General features: G+C 63.0%; 20 protein-coding genes. 8 read left to right on the forward strand and 12 right to left on the reverse strand.

The annotated features are described in order from the left end of the window. Positions 1–119 precede the first annotated feature (119 nt). The 7 genes from HUK72_RS09075 to HUK72_RS09105 all read right to left on the reverse strand — a co-directional run bounded on the left by HUK72_RS09075 (position 120) and on the right by HUK72_RS09105 (position 8,094). A complete protein-coding gene (locus HUK72_RS09075) occupies positions 120–797 on the reverse strand; it encodes a nitroreductase (RefSeq protein ID WP_176596500.1) in 678 nt (225 codons plus the stop codon). Positions 798–847: 50 nt separating this feature from the next. After that, positions 848–1,300 (reverse strand): nuclear transport factor 2 family protein, encoded by a 453-nt coding sequence (locus HUK72_RS09080; RefSeq protein WP_176596501.1) that lies wholly within the window; start codon positions 1,298–1,300, stop codon positions 848–850. Positions 1,301–1,385: 85 nt separating this feature from the next. Then, positions 1,386–2,327: a hydroxymethylglutaryl-CoA lyase gene (locus HUK72_RS09085; protein ID WP_218035941.1), complete on the reverse strand. Its 942-nt coding sequence runs from the start codon at positions 2,325–2,327 to the stop codon at positions 1,386–1,388. A 17-nt stretch (positions 2,328–2,344) separates the two neighbouring features. Next, positions 2,345–3,154 carry an enoyl-CoA hydratase/isomerase family protein gene (locus tag HUK72_RS09090; RefSeq protein ID WP_025547197.1) on the reverse strand — a complete coding sequence of 270 codons (810 nt, stop codon included), beginning with the start codon at positions 3,152–3,154 and terminating at the stop codon, positions 2,345–2,347. Next, complete coding sequence (locus HUK72_RS09095) at positions 3,144–4,295, reverse strand: CaiB/BaiF CoA-transferase family protein (protein ID WP_176596503.1); 1,152 nt, start codon at positions 4,293–4,295, stop codon at positions 3,144–3,146. The genes HUK72_RS09090 and HUK72_RS09095 overlap by 11 nt, the downstream gene beginning before the upstream one ends. A 14-nt stretch (positions 4,296–4,309) precedes the next feature. Further along, entirely contained in the window at positions 4,310–6,043 is a 1,734-nt protein-coding gene (locus tag HUK72_RS09100) for a hydantoinase B/oxoprolinase family protein (protein WP_176596504.1), read from the reverse strand. Positions 6,044–6,048: 5 nt separating this feature from the next. Continuing rightward, on the reverse strand, positions 6,049–8,094 hold the full coding sequence (locus HUK72_RS09105; RefSeq protein WP_176596505.1) for a hydantoinase/oxoprolinase family protein: 2,046 nt from the start codon (positions 8,092–8,094) through the stop codon (positions 6,049–6,051). Positions 8,095–8,602: 508 nt separating this feature from the next. Here HUK72_RS09105 and HUK72_RS09110 point away from each other — a divergent pair. Continuing rightward, positions 8,603–9,355, forward strand: coding sequence for an SDR family NAD(P)-dependent oxidoreductase (locus HUK72_RS09110; RefSeq protein ID WP_176596506.1), 753 nt, complete (start codon positions 8,603–8,605; stop codon positions 9,353–9,355). 58 nt (positions 9,356–9,413) lie between these two features. Here HUK72_RS09110 and HUK72_RS09115 read toward each other — a convergent pair whose 3' ends face one another. The 4 genes from HUK72_RS09115 to HUK72_RS09130 all read right to left on the reverse strand — a co-directional run bounded on the left by HUK72_RS09115 (position 9,414) and on the right by HUK72_RS09130 (position 14,872). Next, entirely contained in the window at positions 9,414–9,824 is a 411-nt protein-coding gene (locus HUK72_RS09115; protein WP_025547189.1) for a nuclear transport factor 2 family protein, read from the reverse strand. 44 nt (positions 9,825–9,868) lie between these two features. Beyond that, positions 9,869–11,995, reverse strand: coding sequence for a PQQ-dependent dehydrogenase, methanol/ethanol family (locus HUK72_RS09120; protein ID WP_176596507.1), 2,127 nt, complete (start codon positions 11,993–11,995; stop codon positions 9,869–9,871). A gap of 237 nt (positions 11,996–12,232) precedes the next feature. Next, positions 12,233–12,736, reverse strand: a complete 504-nt coding sequence (locus HUK72_RS09125) for a hypothetical protein (RefSeq protein ID WP_176596508.1) — start codon at positions 12,734–12,736, stop codon at positions 12,233–12,235. Positions 12,737–12,841: 105 nt separating this feature from the next. After that, the gene (locus tag HUK72_RS09130; RefSeq protein ID WP_218035942.1) at positions 12,842–14,872 is read right to left on the reverse strand and encodes a TonB-dependent receptor domain-containing protein; all 2,031 of its coding nucleotides are present in this window, start codon (positions 14,870–14,872) and stop codon (positions 12,842–12,844) included. A 432-nt stretch (positions 14,873–15,304) separates the two neighbouring features. Here HUK72_RS09130 and HUK72_RS09135 point away from each other — a divergent pair, with 432 nt between their 5' ends. After that, complete coding sequence (locus HUK72_RS09135) at positions 15,305–16,390, forward strand: LacI family DNA-binding transcriptional regulator (RefSeq protein WP_218035943.1); 1,086 nt, start codon at positions 15,305–15,307, stop codon at positions 16,388–16,390. Between the two features lie 62 nt (positions 16,391–16,452). Here HUK72_RS09135 and HUK72_RS09140 read toward each other — a convergent pair whose 3' ends face one another. Beyond that, positions 16,453–17,220 carry an SDR family NAD(P)-dependent oxidoreductase gene (locus tag HUK72_RS09140; RefSeq protein ID WP_176596510.1) on the reverse strand — a complete coding sequence of 256 codons (768 nt, stop codon included), beginning with the start codon at positions 17,218–17,220 and terminating at the stop codon, positions 16,453–16,455. Positions 17,221–17,462: 242 nt separating this feature from the next. Between HUK72_RS09140 and cofH the strand changes: the two genes are divergently transcribed. The 6 genes from cofH (at position 17,463) to HUK72_RS09170 (ending at position 25,364) form a co-directional block, all read left to right on the forward strand. Then, positions 17,463–19,904, forward strand: coding sequence for a 5-amino-6-(D-ribitylamino)uracil--L-tyrosine 4-hydroxyphenyl transferase CofH (gene cofH, locus HUK72_RS09145; protein ID WP_176596511.1), 2,442 nt, complete (start codon positions 17,463–17,465; stop codon positions 19,902–19,904). Beyond that, on the forward strand, positions 19,901–20,578 hold the full coding sequence (npdG, locus tag HUK72_RS09150; RefSeq protein WP_176596512.1) for an NADPH-dependent F420 reductase: 678 nt from the start codon (positions 19,901–19,903) through the stop codon (positions 20,576–20,578). The genes cofH and npdG overlap by 4 nt, the downstream gene beginning before the upstream one ends. Positions 20,579–20,664: 86 nt before the next feature. Further along, positions 20,665–22,293 carry an MFS transporter gene (locus HUK72_RS09155; protein ID WP_176596513.1) on the forward strand — a complete coding sequence of 543 codons (1,629 nt, stop codon included), beginning with the start codon at positions 20,665–20,667 and terminating at the stop codon, positions 22,291–22,293. 106 nt (positions 22,294–22,399) lie between these two features. Beyond that, a complete protein-coding gene (locus tag HUK72_RS09160; protein WP_176596514.1) occupies positions 22,400–23,821 on the forward strand; it encodes a hypothetical protein in 1,422 nt (473 codons plus the stop codon). A gap of 56 nt (positions 23,822–23,877) precedes the next feature. Beyond that, on the forward strand, positions 23,878–24,669 hold the full coding sequence (locus tag HUK72_RS09165) for a hypothetical protein (protein ID WP_176596515.1): 792 nt from the start codon (positions 23,878–23,880) through the stop codon (positions 24,667–24,669). A gap of 110 nt (positions 24,670–24,779) precedes the next feature. Continuing rightward, positions 24,780–25,364 (forward strand): hypothetical protein, encoded by a 585-nt coding sequence (locus tag HUK72_RS09170; protein ID WP_025547170.1) that lies wholly within the window; start codon positions 24,780–24,782, stop codon positions 25,362–25,364. Positions 25,365–25,433 lie beyond the last annotated feature (69 nt).

A 25,433-nucleotide genomic window follows, 5' to 3' on the forward strand; every position in this document is an offset into this window, starting at 1 on the left:
GTCCTGGTCCTGGAGGCCGATCTGCACTTCCCGACATCTTTCGGGCCTTATGCGCAATCAACCTCTTCATTATCGATTCGTATCCTAGGACACAGGGCGGCGCGTGTCAATGAAACGTTTCATTTATGAAAAGTGACATGATCCTGGACGGCTGTCTTGCCGATCCAGTAGCGGCTGGCCGCCGAATCCAGGTCGGGATAGCCGAAGGATATGCCGAAAAGCATCTTGAGCGACGGATCGATGCCCAGCACCTCACGAGCCGTTTCCGCGAAAAAGCCGAGCAAGGTCTGGGGCACGCCCCCCAGGCCATGGGCCGCAAGCGAAAGCAGGAACGTCTGGGCATACATGCCCACATCCCCGGCGATCCGGACGCTGTCGTAGAATGACGGCATGAACAGCAGGCAGGCATGCGGCGCACCAAAGAATTCGAGATTCCGCAGCATCGTCATGCGCCGCTCGTCGAACGCCTCGCGCGCGACGCCCAGCGCTTCGTAATAAGCGGCGGCCTGCGCCTTCTGGCGGTCGCTGTAGGCGCCGTAAAGTTCATCATATCCAAACGGAAAATCAGGCGTCAGCCGTCCCGCCGCCTCCGCCTCCAGCATCGCCTTGCTCAGCTCGTCGCGCTTCGCGCCGGAGACGATATGCACCGACCAGGGCTGGATATTGGCGTTCGACGGGGCATGGCGCGCATCGTCGACCACCGCCTGCATCAACGCGTCCGGCACCGGCGTTGGAAGAAAGGCGCGAACGGACCGCCTTTCGCGAACGACATCGTGAAACAATTTGCTCTCATGCATCGCAAATTCACCTTATTGAGATAGAAGCGGATACCGCCGGGCGCCGTTCGTCAAGCGTCGACCAGTCGTTTTCCGAACAAGGCGACGTCCAGTTGGAGCGGGTCCAGAAATTCGACAAGCTCGGCAAAACCCTCGCCCTCGACACGCAGGTAGAAACCGTAGAAGGGCTGGGCATAGGGACCATATCGGCCCGCGCCGCCGGTGCTGGACGCCCGCAAAAAGGCGCGATAGCCGTCGATCATGATTTCCGAGAACGTCATCTGCGGACGCGCCGTGAAATGCACGAGCAGGGGCGCCAGCCGCTCCATCGTGTCGTCCGGGCCATAATAGGTGCCCGATACCGGGGATTCGCCTATGAGCGTATACACCGCATCCGCATTGAGCATGCGGTAGCAAGCTTCGAAATCCCCGGCCACATCACGCTCTATGAAGCGATCGACCAGTGCGCGGGTCTTCTTCTCCGCGACCGCCCGCTCTTCGGGGCTCAGACTATAATCAAGCATGTCATCTCTCCCAAACGGCCCATGGCAGGGATACCGCGCCCCACTAAATTATGAAACGTTTCATATCTCACTTTCCAGCCAGACATCAAGACGCGACGCGCATCGTCTTGGGCAGGCCCGCGCGGGCGAGCTGGCCGCCAAGCGCGCCGGGTGGCAACATCGCGGCGACGGCCGATCGCGCAACCAGCAGCCGGGCGAGATCGATCCCGGTATCCACCCCCATCAGCTCGAACATGAATATGAGGTCCTCGATCGCGACATTGCCCGTCGCCCCCGGCGCATGCGGACAGCCGCCCAGTCCGCCGAGCGACCCATCGAAGATCCGGATACCCGCCTGATAGGCTGAAAAGGCGTTGGCAAGCGCCAGCCCACGCGTATCGTGCAGGTGGATGGCGATGGGCAAATCGGCAAAGCGTTCCAGCATCGCCGCGCTCAACCCGGCGACCGCGATCGGATCGGCATAGCCCACCGTGTCGGCTATGGTGATGCCGTCGACGCCGGCGGCGGCGACCTCTTCAGCCAGCCGGAGGGTCGCCTCGGGATCGACCCTGCCTTCGATCGAACAGCCGAACGCGGTCGACAATCCGACATCGATCCCGGGGCGACGATCCGCAGGAAGGCTTGCCAGCATCGCCACGATCTCGCGCAATTGGCCGATCGATTCCCGGGGCGTGCGGCGGACATTGGCCAGATTATGGCTTTCGCTCACCGAGATGACGAAGTTGATCTTGTCGACGCCCGCTTCGGCGGCGAGCTGCGCGCCCTTGAGATTGGGCGCGAGCGCCGTCACCGCCAATCCCTCAACCCCCCGGGCGTAGCGGACGATGTCGGCCGCGTCGGCAAATTGCGGCATGAGCGCCGCGGGCACGAAGGAGCAGACCTCCATCTCCCGCAGTCCAGCCGCGCGTTCGGCGTCGATCCAGGCTTGCTTCTGCCCGGTCGTCGGACCGGCGGCCAGCATCTGAAGACCGTCCCTAAGCCCGACTTCCCGAATGACGACAGGCCGAATGACGACAGGCCGAATCACGACAGGGTCCATCGCGCTCACCGCCCCTGAAACACCGGCGGGCGCTTCTCGTTGAAGGCCGCGATCCCCTCGCGCCGGTCTTCCGTCCCGATCAGGCGGCTATAGGCCTCAACCTCGAAGAACAGCCCCGTCCGCAAATCCATCTGCAGGCCAAAGCCGATCGACTTCTTCGCTTGCGCGATCGCGATCGGCGCGTTGGCGCAGATCGTCGCCGCGGTCTCCAGCGCGGCCGCCATGATGGCGGCGCCGGGCATGATCTTGTTCACCAGCCCCCATTCCAGCGCCTCGGCCGCCCCGAAAATGGCGCCGCTCAGGATGAGTTCCTTGGCGCGGGGCGCGCCGACGATCCGGGCCAGATGCTGCGTGCCGCCGCCGCCAGGCATGATGCCCCGCATCACTTCGGGAAAGCCGAAGCGGGCATGGTCCGCGGCATAGGCGAAATCGCATCCGAGCATCAGTTCCAGCCCGCCCGCAAGCGCCGCCCCATTGACGACCGCGATCGTCGGGATCGGGCAGTCGCTGATCGCGCGCACCATCCGCTCGAACAGATAATGCTGTTCCTGAAACGCCGCATCGTCCATGCCGTTGCGTTCCTTGAGGTCGGCGCCGGCGCAGAAGATGCGATCGCCTTCAGCCGTCAGGATTATGCACCGATAGAGGGACGGTTTCGCCTCCAGAGCGCCGAAGATCCGGACAAGCTCCTCGCCCATCCTGGTGTTCAGCGAATTGCCGCGGCCCGCCCTTGCAAGCGTGATGCGCAGCATATGATCGCCGGGATGATCGAGGCGGACGGTTTCCAGACCGTCGAAGCTGAGTTCATGCGCCATGATGGCTCCGCGTTTCCAGGGGATCGTGCGCGCCCAGCCGGGGGCCGGGCCGGCCGAGCGGCGGGCGGCAACTGTCAAAAGCGAGCGGAAGGCCGACCGTCTTCAACTCATTGCCGGAGGTGGCGCCGATGATGCCCAGCGCGCCGACCTGCGCGCTGCCCATCACCTGATCGATGCTGTTCACCCGGCCGCAGGGAACGCCGGCCGTCTCAAGCTCCTTCTCCAGATTCGGCCGTTTGCGTTCGCAGATCATGGCCTGCAGCATGGGAAGAAGCGCGCTTCGGTTGCGGACGCGCATGTCGTTGGTGGCGAAACGCGGGTCGCCGCCCAGCTCGGGCGCGCCAAGCACGGAACAAAGCGAACGGAACAATTTGTCGTTGCCCGCCGAAATCATCAGCTCCTCGCCATTGCGGCAGAAGAAGGTCTGATAGGGCACGATATTGGCATTGCCCGAACCATGCCGTTCAGGCGCTTCGCCGGAATTCAGATAGTCCGAAATCTGAACCGTCTGCCAGGCGAGCGCGGTTTCATAGAGGGACGTGTCGATCGTCGCGCCCACGCCCGTCCTCGACCGCTCGATATAGGCGGACAATATGCCCATGCACGCCCACATTCCCGTACCCATGTCGTTCACCGAGATCGGAATGCGGATGCTGGGATCGCCGGCGCGGCCGAGCAGGCTCATCATGCCGCTCACCGCCTGGATCAGCGGATCATAGCCGGGACGATCGCGCAACGGCCCGGTCGAACCGAAAGCGGTGATGTTGCAATAGATGAGCGCGGGCTTGGCCGCGCGCAGCGTCGCCGCATCCAGGCCGACGCGCTCGACGATGCCCCGCTTGAGATTCTGAACGACGATGTCGGCTTCGCCCAGGATCAGATCCGCGATCTGCCCGACCGACCGGCTGTCGCGAAGATCGGCGGTGACGCTCTCCTTGCCCAGATTGACGGCGTGGAACATGATCGCCGCGTCGCCATGGCGCACCGAACCCCATGCGCGGGCGTGATCGCCCATCCCCGCATTCTCGATCTTGGTGACGGTCGCGCCAAGCTGGCCCAGAATATGGCCGGCATAGGGCGCCGACAGGCTGTGGCCGATCTCGACCACCTTCACGCCCGCCAGCGGAAGGGGACGCGTCATGTGCTGGTCCCCCATCAAACGGCTGCCTTCCCGGTCGCGGAACCGCTATCCGGCGCCGCCTGGCGATAGTCCCGGCGCGCAGCGGCCACCGTCACGTAGCCGTCGGCCAGATCGGCGGCGATCGCCGCCTGATCGCGGGCCTCCGGCTTCCCGAAACCGCCACTGCCGGCCGGTTGCACCAGAACCCGGTCGCCCTTCCGCACGATGACATGGCTGCCGCGCGCGGGAACCGTCTCCACCGTGCCGTCGGACCGTTCGATCTCGCATTTGAAGCAACTGCCGGGCAGGCCACCTTCCAGACCGTCGGGCACCTGGCGCTCGCGCTCTCCGGCGACAGTGAAGGTCGCTTCGTCATAATCGACGCGATAGACCCGCCGCGCGGCAAGGCCGCCGCGATGGCGGCCCGCGCCGCCGCTGTCCGCCACCAGGCTCCATTCGTCTATGCGCAACGGATAGGCCTGTTCAATCGCCTCCACCGATTGCGCGCCCGCATTGCCGACATAGACGCGGATCGCGCTCACGCCGTCCTTGTCGCTGCGCGCGCCCATGCCGCCCGCATGCACGTCGAACAGGCTGGCGAAGCGCCGGCCCGTCCGCGCCACCCGATCCTCGTCCGGATCGGAACCGGCGAAGATTCCCGCGCACGCCGCGCAGTTGCTCTGCGCCGTGACGCGCTGGGGCACCGCAGGCGCAAGGGCTTTCAGCAGCATGTCGATCACCCGCGGCGACGTCTCCGTCACGCCGGACACGACGGAGGCGGGAAAGCTGCAGTTGAGGACGCTGCCTTCCGGCGCGATCACCTTCACCGGCCGATAGCAGCCCTGGTTGATGGGGATCATGTTGTCGGTGATCGCCTTCACCGTGAACCAGGTGCTGTTGTAGGTGACCGACAAGGGGCAGTTGATGCCGCCGCGCACCTGCGCTCCGCTGCCGCTATAGTCGAATTCGATCGTGTCGCCCTGCTTGGTGATCCTGACCCGAATGGGGATCAGGGGCCGCTCGCCGTCGACCTCGTAGACGGCGTCGATCTCATCCTCGCCCAGATACACGCCGTCGGGCATGGCTTCGAGCGCCTGGCGCATCAGCGCCTCGGAATGGTCCAGCGACCGCGACATGGCCGACTTCAGGGCGTCGGCGCCATAGCGCTCGACCAGAGTCAATATGCGCTGGCCGCCGACGAAGCAGCCGGCATATTGCGCCTGCATGTCCAGCAGCCGCGTCTCGGGATCGCGCGTATTTTGCAGGATCAGGGTCTTCACATCCTCGATCAGCTTGTCGTCGCGATAGAGCCGGACGGGAGGAATGCGAACGCCCTCGCCAAAAATGTCCCAGGTCTCCGCCGCGAAGCTGCCGGGGGACTGGCCGCCTATGTCGCTCCAATGCCCCTTGGTCATCACATAGGCGACGATCCTGTCGCCCGCGAAGACGGGCCTGGTGAACTGAACGTCGGGGTGATGATTGCCGCCCCCCAGATAGACGTCGTTGCTGATGATGACGTCGCCGGGCCGCAGATTGTCCGCGCCGATCGCCTGGACCGTGGCCTTGGTCGAGATGACCGCCGCGCCGAGCATCGTGGGTATGTCATTGCCCTGCGCGACCAGTTGCATCTCATCGTCGAAGATCGCGGCCGATGCGTCCCCGCCGGAATGGATGATGGGGCTTCCCGCCGTGCGGGTCATGGCGATCTTCATCTCGCGCGCGATCGCATACAGGCTGCTGCGGATGATTTCGTAGGTTATGGTATCCATCGCTGTCAGAGCTCTACAATGAGGTTGCTGAAGGCATCGAGGTAAGCCACGTGCCCGGTGTCGACGACGAGGCAACTGCTCGCTTCCTCGATCACGGCCGGGCCGTGCACCCGGTCGCCATCGCGAAGCCTGCCGCGCTTGAAGACGGGAACGTCGATCATCTCCCCACCCAGATAGAGGCGGCGCACGCGCGAAGTCTGCAACGGTTCGAGATCGGATGTCCCGTCGCTCGACCTTATGGTTCCGCGCCAACCCGTCTCCGCTTCGGCGCGCGCCCGGATGTTGACGCAGATGATCGGCTGATCCGGCTTGATGAAATTCCACTGCCGCATATGCGCGGCCTCGAAAGCGGCGCGGATGCCCGCCACGTCCACCGCGCCTTCCCCGATGTCGACCGTCATCGCCTCCGGCTGGCCGGCATATCGGCAATCGACCCGCCGCGTCACCCGGATGTCGGCGCCGCCGCTGACATAGGATGACAGGTCGGCCCGCACTTCGGTCTCGAGCGAGGCGAACATCGCCGCCAGCGCTTCAGGATCAAGCGCGGCCAGTTCGCTCTCGATCGAGGTCTGCCTGTCGATCGACTGATCCGCGACGGTCATGCCGAAGGCGCTGAACAGGCCCGGCAACGCAGGCACGACGACCTTCCTGATCTCCAGCTCGCTGGCGAGATCGATGGCGTGAACGGGACCGGCGCCGCCATAGCAGACATAGACGAAGTCCCGCGGATCATAGCCCCGCTCGACCGTCATCAGCCGCATCGCCTGCGCCATCAGGGCGTTGGCCACCGCCCGGACGGTCCGCGCCGCCTCCAGGACGGAGGTGCCGAGCGGTTCGGCAAGATGCTTTTCGATCGCCCGCCGCGCCGCCTCTACATCCAGCGGGAAAGTGCCGTTCAGGAAGCTGTCCGGATCGATATAGCCAAGCACGAGGTTGCAGTCGGTCACGGTCGGCCGCGTGCCGCCGCGCCCATAGCAGGCCGGGCCTGGGTCCGCCGCCGCGCTTTCGGGGCCGATGCGCACACCGCCGCCCACATCGATCCAGGCGATGGACCCGCCGCCGGCGCCGACCGAGTCGATGTCGATCGTCGGAGACCGCACGGTATAGGAATGAAGCAGGCCCGAAGTGCGAAGCTCCGGCTTGCTGTCGCGGATCAGCGACACGTCGAAGGTCGTGCCCCCCATGTCACCCAGGATCGAGTTCGAAAGGCCAAGCCGCTCCGTCACGCGGGTGGTCGCGCTCACGCCGCCCGCAGGCCCGGATTCGAGCAGCACGACCGGCCGCGCCTCCACGAAGTCGGGATGGGCCAGGCCGCCGTTCGACTGCATGAAGAGCAGCTCGCCGCCGAAGCCGAGTTCGCGCAGCGCGCCCTTGAAGGTGCGGATATAGCGGCTGCACACCGGACCCAGCATCGCGTTCATGACGACGGTGCTGGTGCGCTCATATTCCATCAGTTCCGGATTGACGTCGTGGGAGGTGGTGATGAAGCGATCCGGCAACCTCTCCCGCAATATCTCCGCCACGCGCAGTTCATGCGCGGGGTTGGTGTAGGAGTGAAGCAGGCACACGGCGACAGCCTCGATGTCCGATCCGGCGAGCTGGTCGGCCAGCGCCTTCACCTCCTCCTCGTCCAGCGGCTTGGCGATATTGCCTTTGGCGTCGATGCGTTCGTCGACCTCCAGCCGCCAGCGCCGTTTGACCAGTTCGCGGGGCGCCTCGAACTGAAGATCGTACAGATCGGCGCGATCATGCCGCGACACCCGGCGGATCTCCAATATGTCGCGAAACCCCTTGGTCGTCACCAGGGCGGTCCTGGCCCCCTTATGCTCGACCACCATGTTGGTCGCCATGGTCGTGCCATGACCGACGAAATCGATGTCCTCGCTCTTGTAGGCGCTGATCTCCAGGATCGCCTTGAAACCCTCGATCGCCCCTATGACGCGGTCGGCGGGCGTGGTTGGGACCTTCACCGACCAGTGACGGTCCAACTCATCGTCGATGAGAACGACGTCCGTGAAGGTTCCGCCAACATCGATACCCACTCGCCTCATGCCAACATCCTCAGTTGAATTCGAATTTCTTTTTGCGCCGATCGGACGAGACCATCTTACACCTAACCGCCGTCTCCGCCGCCCCGCGGCAAGAAGCCCATTGGAATCTTCCCGCAATCCAGCGCTCCTCCTGCCCCTACCGCACCCCATGGCGGCTGTCAATGAAACGTTTCATATTTATTGTGGCGTTTGCATGAAACCCGGCTCCCGCATGCCCCTTCCGCCGCCGTTATTCCGGGAGGAGCACCCTATCGCTCGCGCCCAAGCCGACGGGGAAGCGGATGCGGATCATTTCGACATGAATCGTTTCATTGACACTATGCCATGCATGCCTATATGCCGTGATCCAGGGAATGCGCCCGGCGCGGGACCGGATATTTCTCCCTCCCTTGCAGACGATCCAATCGCGGAGACGTTCCGTCACCCATCTGCGGACATCGGCGCCGGGCCTTTCTTGTCGCGCAGCCCATCATTGGCGGCTTTGACCGCCGCGAACGGAGAAGAAGGCATGAGCAAATTGGCCGGAAAGGTTGCGGTCGTCACGGGAGGAAGCAGCGGCATTGGCCTTGCCACCGCGCAAGCCTTCGTCGAGGCGGGCGCCTTTGTCTATATTACCGGCCGCCGCAAGGCCGAACTGGATGCCGCGGTGGCGCAAATCGGCGGGAATGTTGCCGGCATCCAGGCCGACTCGGCCCGGAAGGACGATCTGGAAAGATTGTTCAGGACGATCGCGGCGGACAAGCGGCGGATCGACGTGCTGTTCGCCAATGCCGGCGGCGGCGCGATCATCCCCCTCGCGGACGTGACCGAAGCGCATTTCGACGATGTTTTCGACCGCAATGTCAAAGGCGTGTTCTTCACCGTCCAGGCCGCCTTGCCCCTGCTGGTGGAGGGCGCGTCCGTCATCCTGGTGGGATCGACGGCGGGGAGCATGGGCAATGAGTCGTTCAGCGTCTACAGCGCCAGCAAGGCGGCCGTCAGAAATTTCGCCCGCAACTGGATATTGGACCTGAAGGACCGGCATATCCGGGTCAATACGCTCAGCCCCGGCCCCATTCGCACCCCTGCCCTGGTCGGACTGGCGGGTCCCGATGCCGATCAGCAACAAGCCCTGCTGGACCGCATGGCCAGCCTGGTGCCGCTTGGCCGCGTCGGGGAGCCGGAGGAAGTGGCGAAAGCGGCCCTCTTCCTCGCCTCCGACGATTCGAGCTACGTCACCGGCTCGGAGCTTTTCGTCGATGGCGGGCGCGCCCAGATTTAGCGGGGCGCCCCTTGGCAAAGCGCGCAGGCGGCATGTCCGCCTGCGCCTGCTCCATCCGCTATGCCGACACCAGCTTCTTGCCGAAAAGCGCGACCTCGATCTGCACCGTGTCGAGAAACTCGACTATCTCCGCAAAGCCATCGCCCTTGGCGTGCAGGAAAAAGCCGTAATAGGGCTGATCATATGTTCCATATGCGGCCGCCGCGCGCCCGGACGCGCGCAGAAACGCCTTGTCGCCATCCACCAGCACGTCCGAGACCTTGATGTCCGGCGCGCCCGTGAAGCGCGAAAGGTGCGGCGCCAGGCGGGTGAAAAGATCGTCCACCCCCTCATAAACGCCCGACGCGGGCGTTGTGCCCGTCAGGATGTAGCGCCCGTCCGCATTGAGCATGCGGAAGGCCTGCTCAGGCCGTCCGGACTCAAGATGATCCGCGAATTGGCGGACCAGTTCACGCGTTGCTTCACACATATCGCCATCTCCTTGTTCGCCCCGAAAGCCGTTGCCGTGCAATCTCAGAGCCCCCCTCTCACCTCGGCCTGCTCCGTGTCCCGCGCACGCGCGCGGGCGCGGATATATTGGTAGAGATCCTCTATCTCCTGGTCCGAAAGGTCGTCGAACAGAGGCATTCCCCGCGAGACGAGCGCTCCGCCTTTCAGAATCTCCTTGAATGCGGACCGGTCCAGCGCCACGCCCGACTCCCGCAAATCCGGCGCGTTGCCCGAAGCGATCGCGGCAGCGCCGTGACACATGCCGCATGTCAGCACGGCGTAGACTTTCGCCCCGGCCCGAACCCGTTTCGGGTCAAGCGCAAGGCGCAGATCGTCCAGCTTATGCACTGCGAAATCCGGAGGCGGCGTCGCGGGCAGGCTCGCCTTTCCGCCCAGGGCGAAGCTCAGCAGCCGCCTCGGCTGAAGCCCATATTTCCAGCCCTGATCAGGGCCCGGACCACCCATGCCGCCCATGGCGCCATAGCCCACGAGGATAGACACATATTGGCGACCATCCACCGAATAGCTGATGGGCGGAGCGATAATGCCCAGCTTGGTATCAAAGCTCCACAGTCTTTCCCCAGTCGTCGCGGAATAGGCGTATAATTTTCCTCTATTCGTGCCCTGGAAAACGAGATTGCCCGCAGTCGTCAACGTACCGGCGTTGAGCGAAGTCGGATAATCCACGCGCCATCGCACCTTTTGCGCGACCGGATCCCAGGCCAGCAGCGACCCTTTGCCGTCGAGCCGATCGCCGGGATCTTTCATGGGCTCGATGGCGGCGCCAATGCGGAAGCTGATCCGCTTTTCGTTCGGATCGACGTCCACGGCCTCCGCCCTGGTCAGCGCGGGTCCATATTTCATGCCCGACTGCATATAGGGAATATAGGCCAGGCCGGTCCGGGGATTATAGGACATGGCCTGCCAATTATGCGCGCCGTAATTGTCCGGATAGATGATCGCGGCCCCCTTTTCGCCGCGAATGCCGGGCCGCTCGACCGGCCGGCCGGTGGCCAGATCGATATGGTCGGCCCAGGTCACCTTTCCGATCTTCCCGGCCGAAATCAGCTTTCCGTCGGCGCGATCTATGACATAGAAGAAACCGTTGGTCGGCGCCTGCATCATCACCTTGCGCGTCTTGCCCTGCACGGCGATGTCGGCCAGGATGATGTCGGCGGTCGCCTTATAATCCCAAACCTCGTTGGGATTATATTGATAGTGCCATTTATATGCCCCGCTATCCGCATCGACGGCGACGACCGACGCCAGGAACAGATTGTCCTGGCCCTTGGGATCATTCGATCGGAACTTGTTGTTCCAGGGGCCGCCATTGCCGGTGCCGATCAGTATCTGATTGAAGCTTTCGTCAAAGGTGATGGCGTTCCACGGCGTACCGCCGCCCCCATATTTCCACCATTCCCCCGACCAGCTTTTCGCGGCCATGGCCATCGCATCATTTTCAAACCCCTTCGCGGGGTCTCCAGGTACGGTGAAGAAGCGCCATGCGAGCTTGCCCGTATTCGCATCGAATGCGGTCACATAGCCCCGGCTTCCGAATTCCGATCCGCTGTTGCCGATGATCACCTTGCCCTTGAAGGCCCGGGGCGCGCCGGTGCTGGTCGAATTGCTGCCGGGAACCAGGAAGCTGCTCTGCCAGACGAGCTTGCCGGTCCGCGCATCGACCGCCACCATCCTGCAATCGCGGGTCGCCACGAAAATTTTGCCGTCCGCATAGGCCACGCCGCGATTGGTCGCCCATGCGCGCCGAATATCGCGCGGCGCCGCCTCATTGGCCTGCGGATCATAGGTCCACAGCAGCCGTCCGGTCCGCGCATCGACGGCATATATATGGCCGAAGGCGCCGCTGAAATAGAGCGTCCCGCCCACCTCGATCGGGGTCGCCGCCAGCGCCGATTGCTCATCCAGATCAAGCGACCAGACGAGTCCAAGCTGGCCGACATTCTTGTCGTCGATCTGCGCGACAGGCACGAAACGCTGCTCGTCATGCCCATTGCCATAGCCGACCCAGTCGACATCGCGCCCCTGGGTCGGCGCGCCAGACGACCGGTTGCAGGCCGGCAAGGCCAGCAGCGGGGCAAGGAGCAGAAAGGCGCCCCATCGGCTCTTTCGACGAACGGCCGGGCACGGCATCAATATCCCCCTTTCCCAATGACTGAAGCATAGGCCGCATTCGCAAGCCGAACCGACGCCGCGAAGCATGTGGCGCGCCGGCATGCCTTCAGCGGCACGCCGGCCCGTTCAATGGATTGCAGCGCCTTCGCCGTCACCGACGCCTGAGCAAGAACTCCGGCGGCAAGGCGCCGGCGGATGCGGGTGGAATGGGCATTGCCGGCCGGGAAAGCCTCTAGCCCGGACGGTAGGCCGCGTTCAGGCGCCCGCCATGGTCCAGACGTCCCGATCGTCCTCCGGCGGCACCACTGCGGCGCCATACATTTTGGTCGCCATTTCGATCGGATCGTTCCATTCGATGATCTCGGCATAGCCTTCTTCCACGGCGCGGAACCAATAGCCGTAATAAGGCTGCGAATAGCTGCCGTAACGGGCCTTGCCGCCCTGCCCCACCGCGCGCAGCAGCGCCATGTCGCCATCGACCATGATGTGCGAGAATTTGATGGTAGGCCGAACAAGATAGCGCTCATATTGCGGGGCCATCTTGGTGAAACATTCTTCCTTGCTGAACTTGCCCGAAACGGGGGTGTTTCCCAGTAGCACGAAATAGCTGTCGGGCGTCATCTTATCCAGGACTTCCTCGTAAGTCTGCCCTTCGACATTATCGATGAAATGCTTGACCCATTTGCGGGTGTTCTTCTCGATCCGCAGCTTCTCTTCGATGTCCATATTCTCCGTGGACACTATATTGCCTTCGGCCATCCTCTCTCGCCTCTCTCCATGGGGGTGCAAGCCATCGGCATTCCGCCGACCTTGGACCATATTTACCCTTCGTCCGGCACCGCGTCAATGAAACGTTTCATATGATCAATAGCGGTAGGACAGCGTGGCGCCGAACGTTCTGGGCGCGGCCGGAACCTGATTGTCGCCAACGGGCGTGGCGGAAGGCCCCGCAATGACGAAATAATATTTGTCGAGCAGATTCTTGCCCCACAGCCTGATGTCCAGCGGGCCGTCGCCGGGCGTCCAGGAAATGCTGCCGTTGATCAGCGTATAGGAATGTTGGCGCAGCCGCTTGTCCGCCACCCAATAATAGCCGTCATTATATTGGACGCCCAGACTGGTAACGATCTCCCCAATTTGGGTGGGCAGACTGTATCTTGCCGACATATTGCCGACGAACTTCGGCGTGCGAGCCGTGGTCTCGCCCTTTGCGTTGACGGGGCCGCCAATATTGTTGCCGTTGGCGTCCCTCGGCTGATAGTTGAAATAATCCGTATAATGACCGTCCATGATCGACAGGGCGCCGCTGAGCTTCAGCCTTGCGGTGGGAACATAGTCGAAATTCGCCTCAAAGCCCTTTATCCTCGACCCGGCAGCGTTATCGACGACATTCCCGCCAAATTCGGAGACATTCACCTGCTGATTCGTATAGTCATAATAGAAGCCGTTGATGTTCAGGCGAAGCTTGCGATTGAACAATTCGGTTTTCAGGCCGGCTTCATAGGATGTCAGCTTCTCCGGATCGAATTTTCCGCCGGGCTGAAGCAGATTATATCCGCCGCTCTTGAAGCCCGTATTGAAGGAGACATAGCCCAGAATGTCCGGCGTGAATTTATAATCGAGCGCGACCCTGAACGTCGGCTTCTTCACGCTTTGGCTATCGGTCAATCCACCCGCCGGAAAGAAGAATCTCTGCTTTTCCCAGGTATAGCGCGCTCCACCCGTCAGTTTCAGGCCGGGCAGGACTTCAACGGTCGCCTGAGCGAAACCGGCCAGGGATTCCGTCCGCTGCTGGTCGAAAGGCACATAGACCGTGCCGTTGACCGCGAAATCGTCATAGGACCCTCGCGCATTATAGTAGAATGCGCCGACCATCCAGCTCAGGGCCGCATCGCCCTGACCGGCGATCCTCAGTTCCTGCGAAACATTGCGGAAGCGCGTATTCCAGAGGATGTCGATGACGGGCAAGTCCGTTTGATCCTGATCCAGCCCGTAAACGCTGCGCAATTTCCGATAGGCGGAAATGCTGGTGAGATTGCCCCAGCCGAAATCATGATCGACTTTCAGTGAGACGCCGCCTGACTTGACGGAAAGAGAATCGGGTTGATTGATGTTCACGTTGAACTTTCCCGGATAACCGATCGGTTCGGAAGCACCCGGAAGGGGGGAAGAAGACCCAGCTATCCGCTGATAACTGATCGTATTGGCGATGTCGGTATAGTCGGCCGAGACATGGACGATCGTCGCGTCGGACAGATCGATTTTCCATTTGTTGCGGACCGATATATTGCCGATCGCCTGCTTGTTGATCTCCGACCCGTCGAAGAAATTGCGGCCATATCCTTGGCCCTGATCCTCATACAAGGCCGAAATGCTGGTCGATACCGCATCGCTCAGACCGGTCGAGGCGTAGACCGAAGCGCTGACATAGTCGTAATTGCCATATGTCACGGCGAAATCCAGATGGGGCTCTTGCGTCGGCTCCAGCGTCTGGACCTGGATGACGCCGCCCGTCGCATTGCGGCCGAACAAGGTGCCCTGCGGCCCGTTGAGCACGTCGATCTGCTTGACGCCCTTCAGGGAAAAGAGATTGGCGAGCGGCGCCGCCATATAGACATCGTCGACATAGATCGCGACCGCGGCTTCCGATGTGGGATCGAAGAGGTCCGATCCGACGCCCCGGATATAGGGGCTGGCGCCACCGACCTGACTGTTGAAGATCAGGCTTGGCGTCGCCTGGGCGAGATCGGAAGTGCTCGACACGCCCTGCTGCGAAAGAGCCGCCGCCGACAGGGATGTCACGGCGATCGGCACGTCCTGAAGACGCTCGCTGCGATGCTGGGCGGTGACCACAATCTCTTCCAACTGCGCCGTCGATTGGTTGGCCTCGCGCACGCTCGACGTCGCTGACTGGGCGTTTGCGGCAGCAGGAGCCGATGCGGCGGAGAGCGCCAGCAAGGAGCCATGCAACAGCCGGGACCGCACGCTGTTTGAGCGCGAGCCCGTCCGACCGGAATATAGTGCCTGTGACCGCATATTCGCGTCCTCCCCCTTCTTCATTGTCGATTTTCCGCAGCCGAGCATGGCTCAGGCATGGCGAAGCCGTTTCGCGCACCTATACCGTTCGAATCGAACTTGTCAATGAAACGTTTCATATAAGAGCGAATATCGATTGCTCCGCCGCCAGGGGAATCGGGAAGGGATGCTTCTGATGTTTGCATCGATCCCGGTTTCGCCCTATGTCGTAGGGGACAGGCACATAATCGATAAACGGCGGGTCCCTTATCCATCGGGCCGACATGCCGGGAAGATGCGGGTAAGAATAAGGTGGCGAAACAGGATACAAGACCCACGATCAGGCATGTCGCCGCATTGGCGGAGGTATCGCTTGGAACCGTTTCCCGCGTCCTCAACAATCATAATTCCGTCAAGCCGGCGATCCGCAAGAAAGTGCTGGAGGCCATCGACCAGCTCGGCTTCAAGCCCGACGCGATCGCCCAGAGCATGCGCGTGGGATCGACTCGCACGATCGGCTGCATCTTGCGCGATCTCACCATCCCGCCGCTGATGGCGTTCATCAGCGCCGCGCACGACACGTTGGACGCGGCGGGCTTCTCGCTCCTCATCTCCAACACCGAAGGCCGCGAGGAACGCGAGCGCACCCTTCTTTCCAGCCTGTCCCGGCGCCGGATCGACGGGATCATATTCGGCAACTACACGCCGATCGTCGGGGAATTCCGGGATTTCCTGCTGGAACTGAACGTGCCGATCGTGCTGTTCGATCGCAACGAAGCATCCTTCGACGCCGTCATCGTCGACCATCGCGCCGGCGTTTTTCAGGCGACCAAGAGCCTGCTGGAGCTGGGCCACAGGCGCATCGCGCTCATCACCGGCGATCAGCACCTCTATCTGGCGCGCGAACGTCTGCAGGGCTATCAGGAGGCGTTCGCGGAAATGGGCCTGTCGCCCGATCCCACCCTGCTCTCCTCGAAAAGCTTCCTCGCTAGCGCGGCCTACGACGTCGCCACCGACATGCTGCAACGGCCCGAGCCCCCCACCGCCATATTGGCGGGCGGCATGGACATGCTTTCAGGCGTGCTCCGGGCCGTGCACGACCGGGGCCTGCGCATTCCCGAGGATATTTCGGTGATCGGCGCCGCCAATTCGGACCTGGCGGAGCTTCATTCACCCCCGATCGCGATGATCGATTGGGATTATGCCAAGGTCGGCCGATTGGCGGCCACCCTTTTGCTCGACAGGATCAACGGCACCGCCGAAAGCGAGGCCCGGCATGTGATCGTGCCGACGCATTATATCGCCCGCCCTTCGATCGGCGCGCCGCGAGCAACGGAACCCGCCAAGCCCAAACGCAAATCCGCAAAGCCGAAAAAAGACGCGGCGGCGGCGGTTTAAAACGTGAGAGGACAAACCGCGTCCGGCGGCGGCCTAAACGGCCGCCGCCTGCCCGCAGACCGTCACACGGACCCATATCCGCCGTCGACCGGCACTATGGCGCCGGTGCAATAGCTTGCCGCGTCGCTCGCCAAGAACAGGACCGCCGCAGCCACTTCCTCCTGCTTTCCGAACCGCCCCATCGGCGTCATGTCCATCCAGACCTCGGCCCAGGCGCGAACCTCTCCGCCGATTTCCGCCGGATCGGTCATCGGCGCGGCGATATAGCTTGGAGCGACCGCATTCACCCGCACATTATGGGGCGCAAAGGCGACCGCCAGCGATTTGGTGAGGGTGTGCACCGCCCCCTTGCTGGTACAATAGGGCAGCGGATTTTGCGGACGCAGGCCACCGAAACCAGCCAGGGAGCCGATATTGACGATCGAACCAGCCCCCCTTTCAACCATGCGGCGCCCAAAAGCCTGCGAACAGTAGAAGACGGCGTCGACATTCACCTCCATCGTGCGCTTCCATGCCGCCGCCGTGGTTTCGAGCGGGTCCATGACAAGCACGATGCCCGCATTGTTGACCAGAATATCGATCGGGCCGACATCCTCGGCCAATGCCTCCACCCGATCGGCCTGCGTCAGATCGGCCTGCCGATGATGCGCGACCCGCCCGGCCGCGACCAGGGCCGACGCCGTTTGCTGGGCGGTTTCGCCATCGATGTCGACGATCACGACTTCCGCGCCCGCCTCCGCCAGCGCCCGCGCAATCTCCGCGCCGATCCCGCGTCCTCCACCCGTCACCAAAGCCCGGCGCCCGTCCAGGCGAAACCTTTCAAGATACATTCCGATCTCCTTTTCTTGCGCGCATCGGGGCGTGCCTGAATGATCTGGGATAAACGCGCTCAAACCAAGGCGGCGTTCAAATTCCCGCGCATCATGGCTAGCATCGCACGCGCCATCTTGCAATGAATCGTTTCATTTACTAGATGACGGTCTCCCGCTGCTGAAGAACGGGGCGCCAGCCCTTGCGCCCGACAATCGGGAATCGATGCCCTCTTCAGATGGGATGCGACAGGAAGATGCACATGTCAGTTGAACCCGATCCGACATCGGATAGCGCGGCTTCTTATCCCGGCGATCGGCTGCTCTCCAGCGAGCTTCCCGCCTTGATGGCGCAGGCGCGCCGGATTCGCGACGGGGGTCACGGCCGGATACGCACCTTCTCCCCGAAAGTGTTCATCCCGCTCACGCATCTCTGCCGGGACGTCTGCCATTATTGCACTTTCGCCAAGCCGCCCCGGCGCGGCGAGCCCGCCTTCCTGGACCGCGAGGCGATTTTGCGGATCGCCCGCGCCGGTCGCGACGCCGGCTGCACCGAAGCCCTGTTCACTCTGGGCGAAAAGCCGGAACTGCGATATGCGGCGGCGCGCCACGCCCTGTCGGAACTGGGCCACGAAACGACCATATCCTATCTTGCCGAAGCCATGCGACTCGTCCTCGAAGAAACAGGACTGCTGCCGCATGCCAATCCCGGAACCCTCTCCCGCGACGAGATGGCGTTGCTCAGAACCACGTCCGTTTCCCAGGGCCTGATGCTGGAAAGCACATCGGAACGACTGTGCCAGCCCGGCGGCCCGCATCATGGATCGCCGGACAAGGCGCCCGCGAACCGGCTGGCGACCATCGCCCTTGCCGGCGAGCTGCGGATTCCCTTCACCACAGGCATCCTGATCGGCATCGGAGAGACGCGTGCCGAACGGCTGGAAGCGCTGGGCGCGATCCGCGAATTGCACCGGCGGCATGGCCATATCCAGGAGATCATCGTCCAGAGCTTCCGCGCCAAGCCGGGGACCAGGATGGCGACGGCCCAAGAGCCGGACCTGGAAGATCTGCTGTGGACGCTGGCCGCCGCCCGCATCATGTTCGGGCCGCAAATGCACATCCAGGCGCCGCCAAACCTGTCGGCGTCCGATTACCCGCTTCTGCTCGACGCCGGGATCGACGATTGGGGCGGCATCTCCCCCGTCACGATCGACCATGTCAATCCCGAGGCGCCCTGGCCCCATATCGCCAAACTGCGCGATCATACGGCCGCGGCGGGCGCGACGCTGGTTCCGCGCCTGCCTCTCTATCCCGACTTCCTGCGCGACCTGAACCGGTGGGTCGACCCGGCATTGACGCCCGCGATCTTGGCCAGGAGCGATGGCGGCGGCTTTGCCCGGGAAGACCGCTGGACGGTCGGTGATGCCGGACATCCTGCGCCTCCCGCGCCATCCTTGCGCCATCGGTCCGCCCACCCCTCGATCCTCTCGCTGACCGAGCGAGCCATGGCGGGCGACGAACTGGCTGAGGATGACGTCGCCCGGCTGTTCACCGCCCGCGACGATGATCTGGCGAGCATCTGCGACGCGGCGGACAGGCTGCGCGCAAAGACCACGGGCGACGCGATCTCCTACGTCGTGACGCGCAACATCAACTATACCAATATCTGCGGCTATCATTGTCATTTCTGCGCCTTTTCGAAAGGCAGCCGCCACGACGCGCTGGGCGGACCCGCCTATAATCTCGACCTGGACGAGATCGCTCGGCGCACCGCCGAGGCGTGGGATCGGGGCGCGACCGAGGTCTGCATGCAGGGCGGCATCCATCCGCATTATACGGGACAGACCTATCTCGACATTTGCCGCGCCGCCCGCGACGCGGCGCCGGGCATCCACATCCACGCCTTTTCCCCGCTCGAAATCCATCACGGCGCGGGGACGCTGGGCCTCTCTCCAGCGGCATTTCTCGAAAGATTGCAGGATGCCGGCCTGTCCAGCCTGCCGGGCACCGCCGCCGAGATCCTGGACGATGAGGTGCGCGCCCAGATCTGTCCCGACAAATTGTCCACCGCTTCATGGCTGGACATCGTCGAAACCGCGCATCGGGTGGGTTTGCGCACCACCTCCACCATCATGTTCGGCCATGTCGACCGGTACGAACATTGGGCGCGCCATATCCTTGCCCTGCGCCGTCTCCAGCAGCGCACCGGCGGATTGACGGAGTTCGTGCCTCTACCCTTCGTATCGAAGGAAGCGCCCATGGCCCTGCGCGGCCGCTCCCGCCAAGGCCCCACATTCCGGGAGGCGGTGTTGATGCATGCGATCGGTCGGCTCGTCCTTCATCCGCTGGTGCCCAATATTCAGGTGTCGTGGGTGAAGATGGGACTGGAAGGCGCGCTGCACTGCCTCCGGGCGGGCGCCAACGACTTTGGCGGCACCTTGATGAATGAGAGCATCTCAAGGGCCGCGGGCGCGCAACATGGACAGGAATTCTCGCCGCCCGAGATGGAAGCGGCGATCGGCTCGATCGGACGCCGACCCCGGCTTCGCACCACCCTCTATGCCGATGCAGGCGAGGAACGGCGCGCAAAGGCCTTCGCCGCCGCCCCCCTCGCTCCGGTGGTGCTGACGCCGCCGCATGGCGCGGCGCGCAAGCCGAAAAGCCCTCCCTCCTCCCAACTCATGACCTGCGGGAATTCACTATGACGACAGACAAGCCGACCATTGCGGTCGTAGGCGGCACGGGCAATCTGGGCTGGGCGCTCGCGCGGCGGTGGGCCAAGGCGGGTTATCCGGTGATCATCGGATCGCGCGACGCGGCGAAAGCCGAAGCCGAAGCCTCCCGACTGAACGGGCAACTGGCTTCTCCGGCGATGCGGGGAGCCAGCAATGGAGAGGCGGCAAGGCAGGCCGACATTATCGTCGTCACCGTGCCTTTCGCCTCCCAGGCCGCGATATTGGAGGACATACGGCCGATGGTCGCGGGCAAGCTGGTCGTGGACACGACCGTTCCGCTCATGCCACCCAAGGTCGCCCGGGTGCAACTCCCGCCCGAAGGCTGCGCCGCGCTGGTCGCGCAACGCATGCTGGGGGACGATGCGCAGTTGGTGTCGGCCTTTCACAATGTCGCGGCCCACAAGCTCGCCACCGACGACAATGTCGATTGCGACGTGCTCATATTCGGGGATCAGAAGGCAGCGCGGGCGCGCGTCGTGGCGCTTGCAGAAGCGGCCGGGCTGCGCGGTCTCCATGCGGGGCCGCTCGCAAATTCGGCGGCGGCCGAAGCGCTCACCTCCGTGATGATCTTCATCAACAAAAATTACGCTGCCGATGGCGCGGGGATTTGCATCACCGGCTCGATCGCGCAACTGGTGGATTGAAGGCTCTCCGCCGCGCCGGTCCCTGACCGGACGGCCTCCATGTCAAAGTGAACAGGCTGACGCCGTTCGGATAAAGGACGAATAAAATGGGAGAGACCGTCAGCGGCCCGCGCCATATCTCCGGCAAAGGCCATTCCGGGCCGGCCGCTTCCCCCTATCTGGCGGATGGCCGTTACGCCCATTTCGTTCTTTTCGTCCTTCTGGGCGTATATTCCGTCGCCTGGATGGATCGCACGATCCTCTCGATCCTGGCCGAAGACGTTAAGCGGCATTTTCAGCTCACCGACGCCCAGCTCGGCTTCCTGCATGGCACGGCGTTCGGCGTGTTCTACGCCCTGTTCGGCTATCCGCTGGGCCGCCTGGCCGATCAGTGCAGGCGCGTTCGCCTGATGTCCGTATGCCTGGTACTGTGGTCGGCCATGACCGCCTTTTCCGGGCTGGCGGCGAATGTCGGGCAGCTTGTCGTGGCGCGGATCGGCGTGGGCATCGGAGAGGCCGCAGCGGCGCCGATCTCCTACTCGCTGCTGTCCGACTGGTTCTCCCGCACGCGTCGCGGGATGGCCTTGGGCATATATGGCGCGGGCCTTTATCTCGGTCAGGGCCTGGCCTTCACCGCTGGCGCCTTCGTGGTGGTCCGCTGGACGGAGACCTTCGGCAAAGTGGGACCATTCGGCCTAGAGGGCTGGCAGGCGGCCTTCCTGATATTGGCGATTCCGGGCATGGCGCTGGCGGTGGTCGTCGCGACGCTGCGCGAACCCTTGCGGGGGCTGGCCGACGGAATCGAAAGGCCAAGCACGCCGGGCCTCTGGTCAAGCTTCTTCGACGATGTCGCGAGCGTGATCCCGCCCTTCACCCTGTATCAGACGGCGCGCTGCGGGCCGCGCATATTCGGCCATAACATCCTCTTCGCGGCTTTCGCCATCTTGCTGAGCTGGGCGCTCATCCATGCGACGGGCGACGTGCTGCAATGGCTTGCGCTCGGCCTGGTGTCCTACGCCATCTTTTCCTCCGCGCAGATATTGCGGACCCGCGATCCGGCGGCCCATGCCCTGACCTGGCGCACGCCCGCCTTCATGTGCGCGACATTGGGCTTCAGCCTCGCTTCCATGCTGACCATCAATCTCGGCTTCTGGACCGCGCCGCTCGCCCTTCGCTCCATGGCCCTGGATAAAGCGACCGTCGGCACCGTGCTGGGCCTCACCACGACCATATTCGGCATGCTGGGCGTCATATCGGGCGGACGGCTGGCAGACCTGATGCTGCGCCGAAGCCCGGCAGGCCGGATTCATGTCGGCCTGGCCTCCGTCATCATCCCGATCCCCTTCGTGATCGGCATGTGCATCACCCGGAATCCAACGGTCTTCTTCCTGTTGAACGTCCCGGTCGTGTTCTTCGGCATCATGTGGCTGCCCGCGGGCGCCGCCACCATCCAGGAGCTGGTCATGCCCCGCATGCGCGGCACGGCGGCCGCCATCCTGTCCCTGATGAGCACCTTCATCGGCTCGGCGTTCGGCCCCTATCTCGTCGGCAAAGTGTCGGCCGCCCAAGGCAGCTTGTCCATCGGCATCCTCGCCAGCCTACCCGCTTCGCTCGCGGCCTTCGCGCTGCTCTGGATCGCCCGTCGCCAGGTTCCCGAGGCCGAAAGCTCGAAGGCCGCCAGAGCGGGGCATGCGGAAGATGCCGGTGCGCGCGTGAAATCCCGCCCTCAAATATGAATCGTTTCATTGCACCGCTGGAGAGCTGCTGCTATTATCGATTCAACAGCGCAAGGGAACGCTGGTGGGGATGCTTGGCAGTCCAAAAAACGAAAAGGCAATAATCATGCAGCATGGAGAGCGCCTCGCAGAACAGGCGAAATTATTGTCCGAAGCACCGGAATATTTCCTGGAAATGCCGACCGCCGACCTCTTCGCCATCGGCGGGGAAGAATTGGAGGCGATTCAACTCTCGCTCCTGCAACGCCGCTTTCAGGAATTGCGGCCCAGGATCGCCCTGCTCGATCGGCTCGCTTCCGAAGCCGGGATCACGCAGATCAACGATCTTTCCGACCTGGCCAGGCTTGGCCTGCCTCACACGGTCTATAAATCCTATTCCGCGCAAGATGTCGAAGAAGGGCGCTATGACCGCCTGACCGCCTGGCTCGACGCGCTGACCGCTTTCGACCTTTCGCATATCGACGTTTCCGAATGCGCGTCCCTGGAATCCTGGCTTCGCCGCATCGAGGAGGCGACGCCGATGCGGCCCATATCCTCGTCCGGAACGACCGGCAAAATATCGATCCTGCCAAGAGGCCTGCCGGAAGACGCAGCCCAGCTCGCTTTGCTCGTCCGGTCGTTCGAACCCTATCGCGACGAGCCCGGCATGGACATTCGCGATGGCGACGTCACGCTCCTGATGCCATGGCCTGCGGACAGCGGCCGGCAATCCTACAGCTATTTCATAGAGTTGCTGCGACGCACCGTCTATGCCGGCCAAGAGCATCTGGTGAAGACCTTTGCCAAGGGCTGCGTGACCGCCGACGAATTGAGTCTCGCCAGCCGGCTTCGCCGCGCCGAAACCATGGGGGAGGAGATCATCCTCTCCGACGCGGAAAAGCAGATCGCCCATCAGGTCAACGAACGGCTGCGGAACATGGTCGCCATGACCAACGCGTTCATCGACGAAGCAATCGTCGGACAGAAGGGAAAGCGCGTCCTCATCTTCAGCTTCCTCCAGAAGCTCCACGAGCTGGCGGCGATCTGCAAGGAACGCGGCATCAAGGCGGAATGGTCGCCCGACAGCGTCATCATAACCGCCGGCGGCACCAAAGGCTTCGACTTCCCCGATGGATGGCAGGAAACGCTTCGCGAAATATTCCCTTATCCCATCAGGGACAATTATGGGATGAGCGAGACCACATCGGGCGGAATAGGTTGCTCCCAGGGCCATTTTCATCCCCTGCCCTGGGGGATCAACATGGTGCTCGACCCCCGAACCGGAGAGGCCAGGCCGCGCAAGGGCAGACAGACGGGCAGGCTGCTCGTCTACGACCTGCTGGCAACGAGTTTCTGGCCGGCCACGCTCTCCGGAGATCTTGTCACGATCGACTTCGATGGCGGATGCGCTTGCGGGCGGGAAGGCCCTTACACCCTTGCGACGATCGCCCGCCTCGAAGCGGATCAGGGCGGGAATGACAAGATCAGCAGCGCGCCGATGCTGGAGGCGTTTGCGAAACTGGGCGCGTTCACCTCGACCCTGTCATGACCGGCTGAAGCGCCCTTGCCTGCGTCGCAACGTCGAAGAGAAAATCGAAAGAGGCCATGATGATCCGGAACGTCTATATGATGAACCTCAATTCCCTCGACGCCTTGCCGCGCTGGGAACGATGGTATTGGCGTCATCATGCGCCCGAAGCCGTGGAAGCTATGGGGCCATGGCTCCGCCGCTATCAGAGTTGGCGGGCGATCCCGGAGCGGGAGGACTTCAGCCCGCTCGGTCATTATAATTATCGCTGGACCGAACTCTGGTTCAACGACTTCGAGATCATGGACCGCCCGCTCGTGCTGACCTGGTGGGATAGGCAGGACGTGGAAAGCGACACCCCCCTTGAAGACCCCTATCATGGCGGCTGGTCGGGGAGCATGGATGGTCCCCATCCGATCGCCCAATCCTGGGTGCCCGCCATTCCCCAGATCAGGATCGACAATCATCCTTCCGCGACCGAGGAACCGGCGGCGTTCCGCTGGACCGGGCTGATCCGCTTCCCCACGGGGGGAGAAGCGGCGGACCGATGGTTCACCGATCATGTCCTGGCGGGCCTGGCGCGTACCGAGGGCGTGCTCCGCATCCGGTCGAGCCGGACATTGCATGTGCCGGAGGATATTCTGCGGAACCTTTCGAGCCGGGAGCCGCAGCAGTTCATATGGGAACGCTTTGTCGAGATCGATGTCACGCGATTGAGCATTTTCCGTGCCGCCGCGCTTTCGCTGCTGGAATGGGACCCGGACAAACGCAGGCTCGCGCATGGGGTCGAGCCCTATCGGGATCTGATCAGCATCGTCACGCTCGAACGCCCGGATTGGCGCCTCCACGACATCGTTCCGAAAGGATGACATCGGCAGTCCCCGCCAGGCCCGCATCCCCCAATGGCAAGCTGACATCGGCGCGCGAAGCGGATATGATGAAACGATTCACGGTTTAAATCGCATTTCAGGAGACGGACATGAAATATGACATTCGCTTGTTGACCAAGGCGGCCGACGATCTGCTCAGGAAAGTCACCAATCCCCGGCATCGCAAGATATTGATCAATTACCGCCGCCACGCCATTTTGGAGGTCTGCGGGCGGTATGAGGAGATACTTGCGGAAGACCTGACGGTCGAGAACCCCGATTATCTGATGTATGTCGGCGGCGCGCCCGTTCCCTATAAGGGCCGGGACCGGGTCGAAGCTCTCTACGGTTCGATGGTCAAGACCAATATCTGCGTCATGATGTTCGAAAATGAACTGCTTCGCGTCGACGATACGGGTTTCTCCACCAGGGTCACCTTCCATATCTTCATGCCGGCCGCGATCGCGATCCATTTCGGCGCTCCGATCGAAGCCCATCAGCTCGACGAGATGGTCATCCAGACCACCGACCGGATCATGGTCTGGGACTATAATGAGGACTGCAAGCTGACGGGCGAGAATATCTGGGTCGGCGGCGCCAGCTACCGCATCTGCCCGCCGGACGAGGTGATCACCATCGAAGAGTGCAATCGGATTCTCATGCCGCTGATCGACAAGGTCCCCGAGCCGGGTTGAACCGGCGCAACCGACGGGCCGAGCGGCCGCCAATGGCTGCCCGACGTCGAAAACCGCGATAGGAGTATG

Origin of the sequence: Sphingobium sp. 15-1 (assembly GCF_013375535.1) — a bacterium.
Lineage (GTDB): Bacteria > Pseudomonadota > Alphaproteobacteria > Sphingomonadales > Sphingomonadaceae > Sphingobium > Sphingobium aromaticivastans.